Origin of the sequence: Cohnella sp. SGD-V74, assembly GCF_003001675.1 — a bacterium.
Taxonomy (GTDB): Bacteria; Bacillota; Bacilli; order Paenibacillales; family Paenibacillaceae; genus Cohnella.
Genome location: NZ_PVYW01000022.1, coordinates 78,363 through 92,187 on the forward strand (window position 1 = coordinate 78,363; position 13,825 = coordinate 92,187).

The window sequence follows — 13,825 nt, forward strand, 5'->3', positions numbered from 1 at the left end:
CTTTTTCCGATAAACCGGCATTCGCGCGCCGAACTACAATAGAGGGCAGCACAACGACTAAGGAGGAGATATCCCTTGATCATCAGCAGCCGTTTTCCGCGCTATACCGCTTTCGATCCGCTTGTTCCCGTATGGTGCCTGACCCCCGACGGCAAGGGCAGCTTCCATCGTTTCTTCGACACGTCGGCTGTCAGTCCTTCCGGCCGCTATGTCGCCGTCCTGCGGATGCCGCGGGAGGATAAACTTCCGGAGCCGGGGGAGACCGCGGAGGTCGTCCTGATCGACCTGCATGAGGGCGAAGAACGCGTCGCGGCGCATACGCGCGGCTGGGAATCGCAGCTTGGCGCCAACCTTAATTGGGGGCTGACCGATTCGGCGTTGTATTATAACGATGTGGATACGGAAACCTGGGAGCCGGTATGCATCGAGCTCGACCCGCAGACCGGGCGAACCCGGCGGCTGGAAGGCGGCATTTACAAAATATCGCCGGACGGCCGAACCGTTATTTCCGCCTGTATGAAACGAATGCGCCGCACGCAATTCGGCTACGGCGTCGTCGTGCCGGACGAATTCGTCCCGCGCAATTCCGGATTCCCGGATGATGACGGCCTCTACGCGACGGACGTCGCGACGGGAGCTCGCACCTTGCTCGTATCGCTGCGGCAGATCGTCGAGCGGGCCAAACCGGCTATTGATTGGGAACGGTACGCGGACGGGGAGTGCTACGGATTCCATTGCAAATTCAATCCGCAGGGGGACCGGATTATTTTTACGATGCGCTGGTTCCGTACCGATGAAGATCAGCCGTGGAACATGCTGCACAAGCATGCGCTGAAATTTTGGGTCGTCACGATGAAGTCGGACGGCAGCGATATTTCCGTCGCCGTAGGACCGGAACAATGGGATAAGGGCGGGCACCATATCAACTGGTTTCCCGACGGACGCAGACTCTCCATGAACCTGTGCCTGGACGGGGACAAGCGGTTGTACCTGACGCAGGTGAACGAGGACGGAAGCGGGCTGGCTAAAATTACGGACGTCTTCCCCGGCTCAGGCCACCCTACCGTTCATCCGAACGGCAGGCATATTCTGACCGATGCCTACGAGAAAGAAAAGGTCGCTTACGAGGACGGCACCGTGCCGCTCCGGTGGATCGACCTGGAACGCCGAACGGAGCAAATCGCGGTGCGCATCCCGGTCGCCAATCCGGGCACGCTCGTATCCCCGGCGCTGCGGGTCGATCCGCATCCCGCGTGGGCGCCCGACGGTCGCCACGTCGTGTTCAACGGCTACGTCGACGGCACGCGCCGCGTCTTCCTGGCCGACTTCGGACCTCTGCTGCAATAAGCGGAAGGCCGTCTCTTAAGTCTTTCAAACCGTTGTGATTATCGTTGATATAGAAACCGGGGCATATATCTCCTTACGCTGCTTATACGATCCTGAAATAGGAATTGAAAACCCGTAAAGGGGTGATTTCAGGATCGTATGAGGCAGGCGCTTCGCTCTCCAGGAGATATATCGATAATCTCAGCTGATCTGACTTAGGAGACGGCCACCATTTAACCTTATTTAGCCGAGTAAGCGGCGTTTATCTCCTCAATCACCTTCTGATAGTCGGCATCGGCCTTCAGACTGTCCACGTAACGGTCCCACGCCTCGATCGGCTCTTGGCCCATAATGATTTTCGTTTTGAGATCGTTCATTTTTTTCGTATAGTCCGGTCCGATCTTAAGCCACGTTTCGGAGATCAGGCCCACGCTCGGATCGTCGACCGAATGCTGCGTTCTCTCGTCCACGATCGTCTTGTTGCGCTCGAACACTTCCTTCGGCATGCCCGTGCGATAAGCCCACAAATAAGGATCGGAGCGCTCGAAAATTTTGCCGAAGGAGCTCTGCGAGACGCTGTCCTTGAACGCCTGCTCGGTCGCGTTCTTGAAGCCGTCCTCGCCGACCGTGTAATGGACGCCCTCGATCCCGAAGCAAGCCAGCGCGAAGCCTTCCTCCGACGCCCCGTAATCCATCAGCTCCAGAATCTTCTTGAGCTTGTCTTCCGGCACGGACTTCGGAACGAGGAACACGCCGCTGAAGCCGGGAGAGGAAGGCGCATAGGTGCCTGCCGCGGATTCCAGATAGCTGAGCGGCAGGAAGTTGGCTTCCGGATCGGTCTTGATCAATTCCGCCTGCACCCGCCAGATCGCTTCGATCGTATTCGGATAAATGCCGACTTTGCCGGTTTTCGCCAGATCCTCGGACTGCGTTTCCTTCATGATCGGGTAATCGGCCGGCATGTAACCGGCTGCGTATACTTTGCGAAGCCACTCGATCCCCTCGCGCGTTCCGGGTTCGAACGTCGTATCGATCAGCTTGCCGTCGGCTTCCTTCCACTTCCCGTTGCTGCGGTTCAGCACGCCTTCCGCCCAGCCCAGGTCGTTGCGGGGCAGCAGCGGAATCGTATCGGCCGCGCCGTTGCCGTCGGGGTCCTGCTCCGCGAAAGCCTTCATGACCTCGAACAGGTCGTCCAGCGTGCGCGGCACCTCCAAGTTCAGCTTCTCCAGCCAGTCCTGGCGCACGATCGGAAGCCATGGCCCGCCATGAGACGGACGAACGGACGGGATCACGTAGTTTTTGCCGTCGATCTTCGTTTTCTCCCAAGTGGATTCGGGATATTCCATCAGATGGGGGTAATCTTTCAGATAAGGAGTCAGATCCCAGAAAGCGCCCTGCTTGATCATCTGACGCATCAGCGAGTTGTTGAAGTCCAGCACTTTAACCAGATCGGGCATGTCCCCGGAAGCGAGCACAAGATTGATCTTGTCTCCATAGCTGTTGGGGGACGTCCACAAAATACTCAGCTTCGTGCCGGTTTTCTTCTCGAACTCCAGCAGCACCGGATTGTCCGGTCCCGGAGCCTCCGGCGTATTGAATTCCGTAATGATGCTGATCTCCACCGGCTTCTCGTCCGCTCCCGCGGAAGTCTGACCGGCCGATCCGGTCGGGGAAGCGGAGTTGGAGCCGCAGCCGGCAAGCAAAGTCAGGGCCAGCCCCCCTGCCAGCATCGTTCTCAATCGTCGAATCGTGCGCTTGTTCATGAAAATAAACCCTCCCTGTTTGTTATCCGTACTAACCTTTGATCGAGCCAAGCATAACGCCTTTGGCAAAATGCTTCTGAAGCATCGGGTAGACCAGCAGAATGGGCGTCGTCGCGACGACGACCGCCGCCATTTTCAGCGTCTGCGCCGGCAATTGCCGTTCGTTCATCAGCTCCGCGGCCCCCGATCCCTGCGATGAGGTGGAAGATTCGATCAGAATGTTTTGCAGCAAAATTTGCAGCGGCCATTTCGTCGGATCGTTGATGTACAGAACCGCGTTAAAATAGGTGTTCCAGTAGCCCACGGCGTAGAAAAGTCCGAACGCCGCCATGGCGGGCAAAGACAGAGGCAGTATAATGCGGAAGAAAATGCCGACATCGTTGTACCCGTCCACCATCGCGGCTTCCTCCAGCGCGGGCGGAATGCTGTCGAAGAAGCTTTTCATCAGGAAAACGTACCATCCGCTGCTGAGCGCGGGCAGGATCAGCGACCACAGGTTGTTGATCAAATGCAGATCCCGGACAAGAATGTAATGCGGAATGATGCCGGGACTGAACAGCATCGTGAACAGCACCATCAGCATAAGCGGCTTGCGGATTTTCAACCTTTTGCGCGACAGTCCGTAAGCCAGCGAAGCCGTTACCATCAAGCTAAGAACGGTGCCTATGGTCGCCAGGAACGCGCTGACCCCGGTTGCGCGGAGGTAGGAATCCGTGGACAGAATATACTTATAAGACAGGATGGACCACTTCTCCGGAAACAGCACGAACCCTTGCTTCGCGATATATTCGGAGGGATCGGTAAAAGAAACGACGAATACGTAATACAGCGGAAACAGCGTCGCCAGCCCGATCAGAGCGAGCAGAGTAACGTTGACGACGTCAAACAGTTTGCTTTCTTTCACTAGTACAATCCCTCCTCCCCGTACCGCTTGGCCAGCTTGTTGGCCCCGATCACCATCAGCAGGCCGATCACGGACTTGAACAGGCCGACCGCCGTGCTGTAGCTGAATTGTCCTTGCTGAATCCCATTGCGGTACACATAGGTTTCGAATACGTCCGCGACGTCGGTGACCGCGCTGTTCATCATCAGAAACACCTGCTCGAAGCCGACGTCCATAATGTTGCCGAGGCGCAGGATCAGGAGCGTGACGATCACGTTACGGATGCCGGGAAGCGTGACGTGCCAGATCTGCCGGATTCGTCCGGCTCCGTCGATTCTCGCCGCCTCGTGAAGCTGGGGATCGATGCCCGCCATCGCGGCCAGGAAGATAATCGTTCCCCAGCCGGTCTCCTTCCAGATGCTCTGCGCGGTAAGCAGCTGCCAGAAGATGCCCGGATTGGTCAGAAAATTGTACGGCTCCCGTCCGAATTCGACGAGCAGCTTGTTGACGATGCCCCCGCTCTGGGACAGCAGCAGGAAGGTGATGCCGGAAATAATGACCCACGACAGAAAATGGGGCAAATAGATCACCGACTGGATCACCCGCTGGAACCTCTTCAGGCGCAATTCGTTAAGCATAAGGGCGACAAGGATCGGCATCGGAAAATAAAACACGATGTTCATCATGCTGATCACCATCGTATTGCGGAAGATGATCAGGAAATCCGGGTTGTTGAACAAGGTGGCGAAATGCTCGAACCCGACCCATGGGCTCTGCCAAAACCCCAAATACGGTGAATACTCCTGGAAGGAAATGACGATTCCCCACATCGGCACGTATTTGAATAACAGAAAGTACAGAAATCCCGGTAAAATAAGCGCATACAGAAATAAATCCTTGCGTATGCCGGTCACAACCTTCATTGCCTCTTTCCTCCTAAGCCGTTACTCCGGTGTATGAAGCTCTCGGTACTGGCCAGGCGTCATTCCTTCATGCTTCTTGAACGTCCGGTTGTAATAAGCGGGCTGGTAACCGACTTGGGCGGCAATGTCGCTTATTTTCAACTGTGTGCCGATCAGCAGCTCCTTGGATTTGTTCAGCCGCAAGCGGGTCAAATAATCGATGAAATTGATGCCGACGATCTGCCGAAAGCTTGCGCTCAGCTTCTGCGGGTAGGTGCCGAACCGGTCCGCGCAGTACTCCAGCGACAAGTCCTGCATGTAGCTCTCTTGCATCAACGCGACGACTTTCTCCACGACCTGTTTGATCTTCAAATCCCGGAGCGACTGCATCTCGACCATGAACGGCGTCAGCACCGCCGCGTTAAACCACGCCAGCATCGCCGAAGGCTCGCGAATTTGCAACAATTGCTCGTACAGATTGACGCCTTGATACAGTTGCTGCGGATTGCAGCCCATCTGGGTCATCGTAAACTGGACATTGCCAAGCAGCTGCAGCATGCCCTGCTGGATGGCGAATTCGTTGGACGACTTCGCCCGCAGCGCTTCCACGAACGCATGCACATGTTGAAATGCTTGCTCCTCCGCTCCCGATTGCAGCGCCTGGACGAGCATGTTCCCTTCCAGGAAAGGATAGACCTGACCCGGTTCGCCTTCTCCGAGCGGCATCGTTTGCTCCGCGTCGATAATGGAATCGTCGGCTTCGAGATTCCGGTGTCTCATTGCCTGACGAGTATCCTCCAAAATAATGGACAGATGCTTGACCGACGCGGTCACCCGGCTGATTCCCGCGATTCCTTGCAGCTTCAAATAGGTTTGCAAAGGTTCGATCAAAGCGTGCCCGAATTCGGACATCGCGGCTTTGATCCGTTCGTTCGCGCAGTCGTGCGCATAGGAGAACAGCACGCCGATGGTCAAATCCTGAAAGTTGATCACCGATGCGGACGTCGCATCGTCGGGCTGCCGCTGCCGCAGCATCTCCTCCACGATATTGGCCGCCGCGAACGTGATCAGCCGATCGTCGCCTCTCGCAGGATTGCTGTAGCGATCGGCAAATCCATACAGCTCGATCAGCAGCATCGAATAACGAGCGTTGCCGAACAGCAGACCGAATTGCTCGAACTGCTCGCGGATTCGATAATCCGGCAGCGCATTGAGGTGCCCCTGCACCAGTTGCAGCACAAACCCGTCCCGCAGGGCGGGCAACGCCTTCTCCAGCTTGAATTTCATATCCGTCCTCTCCCGCAGCAGATAGTTCCACCTGGACTCGATGAAATGCACTTCGTTCCTTCTGGAAGACTCCGCCGCAGGCTGGTCGTGACCGAACAGCTTCGTTAAGTGGAGAAGCGGCCGGTACAGCTGCTTGGAAGCGAACCACGACAGGACGAAAGCGATCGCAAGCCCGAGCAGTCCCGCGATAAGCGGCAGCTTGAACACCCGCTCCACCGGCTTGATCAGATGGGACAGCGGCGTGGCGCATACGTACAGCCACCCCGTGCTCTTCAGATGCCCGTACGTCACTACGTAAACCTCTTGATCGGAAGCGTAGGAGAAGGAACCGGTATCGTCGTTGCGATCGCGAACCGCCTTGAGAATCGAACCCTCCAGCTCCATTCTCCCGGCAGTCCGTTCCGCGGCGTTGGCGACCAGATAACCTTGACTCTCCTCGTGAAGGAACGCGACTCCTTGACCGGGCGGGCTGAGCTGTTCGAGCAGCGAAGCGATCTCGCGCTTGTTCAGTTCCACGAGAATGGCTCCGTACGAAGGATCGCTCAGTACGGGCACCTTCTGCACGAGCGATACGCTCAAGCTGTCCCCGCTCGCTTCCGACAACGCAAGACGGTCCGTCCAGAAGATGATCTGCTGCTGTTCCAGCAGCGGAAGATAGCGCTCCCTGTAAAGCTCCGCGGCAAGCGAACGGCTGCCGTTCTCCCCGTCGATCAGGAGCCCGCCGCCTTCTCTGAGCAGCAGCGAGACTTGCTGGATTAACGGATCGGATTGCTTCATGACGACCAGTTGATTAAACAAGTCCAGCGTATACCGGACGTCCTGGCCGATGGAGTGATTTTGCAGCTCCATCATGAGCGGATTGTACGCCCATTGGTTCACCGTCATTTTCAATTGAGTGAGCTCCGCATCCACCCTTTCCGATACTTGCTCATACTGAAGCCTCTGCGTTCTGCCAACCTCTCGTTCGATTTCGCGAGTGCCATTGTAATAAGTAAGGATGGCCAGCAGAATTAACGGAATGCTTGAGATGAGCAGCGTAATGATTAAGCTTTTGTGGAAGAAGCTGATCTTGCTTTGAGTTTTGACGACCTTCATCGCTTCGTATCCCTTCCTCCGTCTGCTTACCTCACACTATAGAAGTGCGGGCTATTGCAGACAATTGGACATTTTTATTAAGGTTCTGTTTACGGATTGCACATTTTTCTTCGCGTTCGTTGGACTTTCTCCGAGGCAGGCGGTCCGGCTATTGCTTCATTATAAGCGGTGAAGGAAACGGCAAAAAGCGCTTAAGGACGGAAGCTCCGTTTCTTAAGCGCTTCTATGAATGATTCGTTGCAGGCCCGCGATCCGGTCAGGTCAGGGAGTCTGTCCGATCGCCTGCTTGCCTTTGCGGTCCGACGGAGCCGCGCCCGTCATCCGCTTGAACATGCGGCTGAAATAATAAGGATCGTCTATGCCTACCCGCCGGGCAACCTCCTTAACCTTGATCGGAGAGCGCTGCAGCAGCTCCAGCGCGCGCTCGACGCGCAATCCCATCATATATTCGAACGGAGAACGGCCCGTATACTTCTTGAATACCCGCGAATAATGCTCCGGAGTCAGACCGGCAAGCGCGGCCAGTTGGTCCCTCGTGATCTTCTCCTGCAGGTGGCCTTTCATATAAACGATAGTGGCTTCGATCGTGTCACGCGATACGGCTTTTCTCATGGCGGTGCATCGCCTCCTTATCCCACCCATTATCAATGATAATCATTCTCAATAACATTGTAGTGGAATCGGAAGAGATTTGCAAATGATTATTGCAAAAGCTTAGCGCCTTGCGTCCCGACGACAATCGATCGGACGCAAGGCGCGGCTCGTTACGAGGAAATTTTCCAGCCGCTCGCCTGCCGCTGCAAGTCCCATAGCCGCTTGTACAGACCTCCGGCGGCCAGCAGGTCGTCATGGCGTCCTTGCTCGACGATCCGGCCCTCGGACAGCACCGCGATGTTGTCCGCTCCCCGGACCGTCTTCAGCCTGTGAGCGATGGCGATGACCGTTCTGCCCTGCACGAGCCGGTCGATCGCCATCTGAATCGACGCCTCGTTCTCCGGATCGAGCGATGCGGTCGCTTCGTCCAACAGCACGATCGGCGCGTCCTTCAGCATCGCCCGCGCGATGGAAATCCGCTGCTTCTCGCCGCCCGACAACGTGCTGCCGCCTTCTCCGACCAGCGTGTCGTAGCCGTTCGGAAGCTTCATGATGAATTCATGACAGCAGGCCTGGCGGGCGGCCTCCACGATCTCCTCCATCGTCGCGCCGCTCCGGCCGAACCGGATATTGTTGGCGATCGTGTCCTGGAACAGGTAGACGTCCTGGAACACCATCGACACTTTGCGCAGCAGCGCTTCCGGCTCCATGCTCCGCACGTTCTCGCCTCCCAGCAGCACTTCGCCCGCGTCGGGATCGTAGAAGCGGGCGATCAGCCGCAGCACGGTGCTTTTCCCGCTGCCGGACGGGCCGACGAGCGCCGTGAAGGAGCGAACCGGGATCGCGAGGCTGACGTCCTTCAGCACCGCCTTCTCGCGATAGCCGAACGTAACGCGATTCAGCCGGATTTCATGTCGGTCCGGAGGCTGACGTTCCCCGGTCATGACGGGCTCTTCGAGCAGCTTGACGATGCGTTCTCCCGCTTGCTCATGGTAGCGGAATTCCGCATACCCGGTAAGCGCCGCCGTCAGCGGATCGAAAATGCGCGAGCCGACGATCAGGAACGAGACGAAAACGATGACGTCGAGCTTGCCGCCCAGCAGCAAGTGCACGCCGACCATGATCATCAGCGTAAGCCCGGCGCGGACGAACGCGATCGCGCTGAGTACGATCGGTCCGAGCTTGCCTTCGAGGCGAATGCTGTGTCGCATCAATTCCTTGAACGACCGCTCCAGCTTCGTAAACCGTTCTCCGGTCAGATTGTACGCCTTGATAACGCGAATGCCGTTCAAATATTCCTGCAGCCGATTGCCCGCGTCGATCTTCGCCCGCATATGGGCCGCCCCCAGCCTGCGCTGAAAACCGGTCGTCAACAGCACGAGCGCGGCGGCTGCGGGCAGCGCGGCGAACAACGCCAGCGCCATCCGCCAATCGATCAGCGACAATCCCGCCAGCGCCAGCACGGGCATGACGAGCGCACCGATCATCTGCGGCACGAGATGGGAGATGCCGTGCTCGATCATCGTAAAGTCGCCCATCATCATGTTGGCGAGATCGCCGGGATCGCGCTTGTTCAGATAGCCGAGCGGAAGCTTGCGCAGATGCTCGGCCAGCCGGGAGCGCCCTTCCGCCGCCGCGCTGTACGCGTTGCGGAACTGCGAGCGGTACGCGGGAATCTCGGCCGCGTACAGAATCAGCAGCGAGACGCCCATCAGGGCGCATACCCACCACAGCCTCGCCGTATCAAGCGCCGTCCCGGGATGGGCGAACGGCTCGTAGATCAGTCTTGCCGCCTCCATCAGCAGCGCGAACGGAAGAACGCCTGCCAGATTGGCCAGCGTCGTATAAGCGACCGGCTTGACCAGGGAACGGGGATTACCCGCCGTAATGTTGCGCAGCATGCCCACTTGCCGTCTCCTCCTCTCTGTCCGCGCCGAGCCGCCATTGACCGGCGTCCGTATACGCTCGCCACATCCGCTCGTACAGCCCGCGCGCAGCGATCAATTCCTCATGCGTTCCCCGCTCGGCAATCCGTCCCTCGTCCAGCACGACAATGAGATTGGCATCGCGGATCGTCGCCAGCCGATGGGCGATGACGATGACCGTCTTGCGCTTCATCAGTTCGCCCAGCGCCAGCTGCATCTCGTACTCGTTCTCGGGATCGGCGAACGCCGTCGCCTCGTCCAGCACGAGAATCGGCGCATTCTTCAGAATCGCTCTCGCCACCGCGATTCGCTGCTCTTCGCCGCCCGACAAGTAGACGCCGCCGTCTCCGATCCGCGTATCGTACCCGTTGGGCAGCTTGCCGATAAAGTCGCGGCACTGCGCGGAACGGGCCGCCGCATACACTTCCTCCGGCGCGGCATCGGGACGGCCGACTGCTATATTGTTGTAGATCGTGTCGTAGAACAGGAACGTTTCCTGAAAGACGAACGCGACCGTGTCCATCAAGTCCGCGGCCGCCATCTCGCGCACGTCAACGCCGCCGATGCGGATGGCTCCCGCCGACACGTCCCAGAAGCGCGGCACCAGATTGGCTACCGTCGACTTGCCGGCGCCCGACGGTCCGACCAGCGCGGTAACCTCGCCTTGCCGGGCGGCGAACGAGACGCCGGCAAGCGCTTCGCCCGACGTTGCATCCGCTCTATAGGAGAAGCCAACCTGATCGAACACAATGTCGAAGGAGGCGGGCTTCTGCGGATGCTCCGGCTCCGGAACGGGCTTCTCCGCCAGGATGCGGTCGATGCGCTCGACGCCTTCGCGGATATCCCGCAGCGTGGAAGTCAAATACATAATCTTGAACATCGGAGCGGAAATGCCCGGCGCCATGATCAGGAAGAACAGCAGCACCGAAGCGAAAGCGACGCTGTCCGGATTGCTGGACAGCAGAAATACGCCGACAGGCAGGACAAAAGCGGCGAACGAGACGAGAACGACCTTGAAGATCAGGAAGCCGTTCTGAAACTGGTCCGTATACTTCACGCAATAATCCCGATAGTGCATCATATCGGCATAGAACTTGCGGAAGGAATGGACCGTCTGGCCGAACACTTTGACCGCCGGCATCCCGCGCACGTATTGCACCGCCGAGCCGCTTAGCCGCTCCAGCGAATCGTAATATTTCTTCACGTTGTCCTGCGTTCCCGGACCGCTCATCAGCCTCATCTGCACGCCGAACGCCAGCAGAATCGGCAAGATGCAGGCGAGCGCCAGCCAGACGTTCAGCGTCAGCATGACGGAGATCATCAGCACCGTCGTCGCCGCGACGTGGACGAGATCGGGCAGTTGGTGCGCCACGAACGTCTCGACCTTCTCGACGTTCTGCTCCAGCGTCTTCTTGACCGCGCCGGTCGACGTTCCGTTCAGCCAGCCGAGCGGGAGCCTGGCGATGTGCGCGGACAGCTTGATCCGCAAACCGTACAGGATGCGAAAAGCCGCAACGTGCGACGCCATGCCTCCCGCGTACGTCAGCGCCAGGCTTCCGAGCAGTCCGAGCAGGGCGATCAGCCCCCAGCGGGTCATCCAAGCGCCGTCCGCTTGGGCGGGCTCAGCCGCATGCTCCAGCAACTCTCTCAAAATAAAATAGACGGATGCGTAAGGCACCAGCGACACGATCGCGCTAAGCGCCGAGAGCAGTCCGGAGACGATCAGCAGGCCGCGCCTCTCTCCCGCGATCTCCAGCAATCGGGCAACGCCCGTTTTGTTCCGCATGCGTTCTCCTCCTTCTTCTTCTTCGACTGACAGCGCCGGCCCCCATCTGCATGCAAGCTTACGGGACGGGCGCGACAAGCTCGGCGATGACGTCCAGCAGCCGCTCCTTGCCGATCGGACTGAAGGACATCCCGTAATACTCCTCGTTCGGCAGCCTGTAGACATGACCGCCGCTCACAGCCTTCAAGTTCTGCCACACGACGCTGCCGGCCAGCTCTTCCTCCGTCCCCTGCGCGTATTGCAGGAAAATGCGGTCCGCGTCGATTTTCGTCAAGCCATCCAAGCTGATCGTCTCGCCCCAGCCTTCCGCAGGAATGCCCGGGGAACGGGGCAGCCCCAGATCGCTGTACAGCATATCCCCCAATCCGGTGCCGCTGAAGACGCTCAGATTGTTCGGGAACGCCACCACGACGGCGAAGTCGTCCTCGCCGGCCGCGGCCCTGATCCGCTCCCCGACCGCCTTCGCCTTGTCGTCGTAGCCCTTCTGCCACTCCGCGGCTTTCGCTTCTTCGCCGAGCGCCCCGCCGAGCTGAATGAGCCGATTGCGCCAGCCGGCGAAAGACAGCGGATCGTCCTCGATCACGTACACGGGCGCGATTTTGGACAGCTGCTCGTACGTCTGATCGAACATCGCGCTGGAGACGATCAAGTCCGGCTTAAGCGCCGCAATCTGCTCCAGATTCGCTTCTCCTCTCGCATAGTTGCCAACAATCTGCGCGTCGGCCAGATATTCCTCCAAATAAGCCGGCGTCTCGCCGGGCTTCAAGCTGTCCTGGTTGGCCGTCCCGATCGGCTTAAAGCCGAGCAGCAGCAGTTCCTCCGTTGCGCCGGAAATATCGACGATTCTTCGGGGCTCGGCCGGAATTTCCGTCTCTCCCCTCGCATCCTTCACTTTGCGCAGGCCGGACGATTGTCCGTCCGACTGCACGGCCGACGCTGGCGGCCCGGACGGAGACGCCTGCCCGCTGGCCGCCGCCGACGACTGCGAAGGCGCTGTGCGCGCCTCTCCGCCGTCCTCCTTGTTCGCGCACCCCGCCGCTCCGATCGCCGTCAACAGAATCAGCGCCGCGATGCCGACGCTTTTGCCTCTCCTTTTCTCCATCTCCACTCACTCCTATACGGATATTCATGTCTCATTGAGAAACATTATCACTGTCAAAGAGGAGCACGCTTCCCGCGGGCGGATTATTTCGGCGGTTATACGGAGCTTTTGGCTTCGGGCAGATTACTTCGGCGATTGTTCGAAGCTTTTGCCGCGCGCGAGCAGCGTATGCGGCTGGATGCCGTACTTGCCGCGGAAGGCTTCGGCGAAATGGCCCGGATTCGAATAACCGACCGCGTATGCCGCTTCGCTGACGTTCATCCTGCCCGTCTCCAAACAATGCCTTGCCTTCTCCAGCCGCATCTCCCTCAGCAAGCCGAATACGGTATTGCCGTACACCTCCTTGAAGCCGAGCTTAAGCTTGTTGTCGTTCAGCCCGACCAGTCTGGCCAGCTCCAGCAGCGCCGGGGGATCGTCCATCCTCTCGAACAGCACGGCGCGGGCGCATTGGATTTTATCGAGATCGTCCCCGCGCAGCACGGATTTCGCCTGCTCTCCGCCGCCGGAAGCGAAAAGCTGGCGAAGGCTGAGCAGCAGAAGCTCCATCGTCCGGCTCTCCATGTAAAGCCTTCTTAACGCTTCGTCCCTCGCCTGGCGCATCAACTGCTGCAGCACCTCGCCGATCTCGGGTGTAATCGGGCAGCTCGACGTATGGAACGTCTGATCTTGCCGCAGCCGCGGAACGGGCAGCTCCTCTCCGTCCATGCCGGCTCTGACGTAATCGCGGAAGTCGGCCTCCTTCATCCGAATGCCCAAGTAGCGCATCTCCTTGTTCGGTTCGTGCTTCATGACGGCATGAATGTCTTTCATGAGCAGCAGCTGCCATTCGTTCGGCTTGATCTCGACCCGCCGGCCCGACGCTTCGAAGACGCCGCCCCCTTCCAGACAATAGTTCAATTCGACCAGCGACTCCGTCCCCGTAAAAGTTGTCGTCCGCTCCGCCGACATCCGGTATTCGGCGATGCACAGCTCCAGTCCGCCGCGAAGAATCATCCGCCTGACCTCGCCTTCGCCCGCATGTTTCGGCAGCCGCAGCGTCTCCATCGTCCAATCGGGTTCGTCGATCATCTCCAAGGCGGGCTTATATTGGTAAAAATGCTGATGCATATCGCGGTGTTCAATATGGACCATCTTTGCCTCCTCCTTGAGTTCAATGATTTTT

General features: G+C 58.6%; 10 protein-coding genes. 1 reads left to right on the forward strand and 9 read right to left on the reverse strand.

The window, feature by feature from the left end:
* Positions 1 to 75: 75 nt before the first annotated feature.
* The gene (locus B0G52_RS27905; RefSeq protein WP_094049467.1) at positions 76 to 1,347 is read left to right on the forward strand and encodes a TolB family protein; all 1,272 of its coding nucleotides are present in this window, start codon (positions 76 to 78) and stop codon (positions 1,345 to 1,347) included.
* A gap of 218 nt (positions 1,348 to 1,565) precedes the next feature.
* Here the strand turns inward: B0G52_RS27905 and B0G52_RS27910 are convergent, their stop codons facing one another.
* The 9 genes from B0G52_RS27910 to B0G52_RS27950 all read right to left on the reverse strand — a co-directional run bounded on the left by B0G52_RS27910 (position 1,566) and on the right by B0G52_RS27950 (position 13,794).
* Positions 1,566 to 3,089, reverse strand: a complete 1,524-nt coding sequence (locus B0G52_RS27910; RefSeq protein ID WP_233163135.1) for an extracellular solute-binding protein — start codon at positions 3,087 to 3,089, stop codon at positions 1,566 to 1,568.
* Positions 3,090 to 3,120: 31 nt separating this feature from the next.
* A complete protein-coding gene (locus B0G52_RS27915; RefSeq protein ID WP_094049469.1) occupies positions 3,121 to 4,002 on the reverse strand; it encodes a carbohydrate ABC transporter permease in 882 nt (293 codons plus the stop codon).
* A complete protein-coding gene (locus tag B0G52_RS27920; protein ID WP_094049471.1) occupies positions 3,993 to 4,895 on the reverse strand; it encodes an ABC transporter permease in 903 nt (300 codons plus the stop codon). The genes B0G52_RS27915 and B0G52_RS27920 overlap by 10 nt, the downstream gene beginning before the upstream one ends.
* 21 nt (positions 4,896 to 4,916) lie before the next feature.
* Positions 4,917 to 7,256 (reverse strand): AraC family transcriptional regulator, encoded by a 2,340-nt coding sequence (locus B0G52_RS27925; protein ID WP_094049474.1) that lies wholly within the window; start codon positions 7,254 to 7,256, stop codon positions 4,917 to 4,919.
* 261 nt (positions 7,257 to 7,517) lie between these two features.
* A complete protein-coding gene (locus B0G52_RS27930; protein WP_158223906.1) occupies positions 7,518 to 7,868 on the reverse strand; it encodes a helix-turn-helix domain-containing protein in 351 nt (116 codons plus the stop codon).
* A 152-nt stretch (positions 7,869 to 8,020) separates the two neighbouring features.
* Positions 8,021 to 9,757 (reverse strand): ABC transporter ATP-binding protein, encoded by a 1,737-nt coding sequence (locus B0G52_RS27935; RefSeq protein WP_094049478.1) that lies wholly within the window; start codon positions 9,755 to 9,757, stop codon positions 8,021 to 8,023.
* The gene (locus B0G52_RS27940) at positions 9,726 to 11,561 is read right to left on the reverse strand and encodes an ABC transporter ATP-binding protein (protein WP_094049480.1); all 1,836 of its coding nucleotides are present in this window, start codon (positions 11,559 to 11,561) and stop codon (positions 9,726 to 9,728) included. The genes B0G52_RS27935 and B0G52_RS27940 overlap by 32 nt, the downstream gene beginning before the upstream one ends.
* A gap of 58 nt (positions 11,562 to 11,619) precedes the next feature.
* Entirely contained in the window at positions 11,620 to 12,663 is a 1,044-nt protein-coding gene (locus B0G52_RS27945; RefSeq protein ID WP_094049482.1) for an ABC transporter substrate-binding protein, read from the reverse strand.
* 123 nt (positions 12,664 to 12,786) lie between these two features.
* The gene (locus B0G52_RS27950; RefSeq protein ID WP_094049484.1) at positions 12,787 to 13,794 is read right to left on the reverse strand and encodes a helix-turn-helix transcriptional regulator; all 1,008 of its coding nucleotides are present in this window, start codon (positions 13,792 to 13,794) and stop codon (positions 12,787 to 12,789) included.
* Between the last annotated feature and the right edge of the window lie 31 nt (positions 13,795 to 13,825).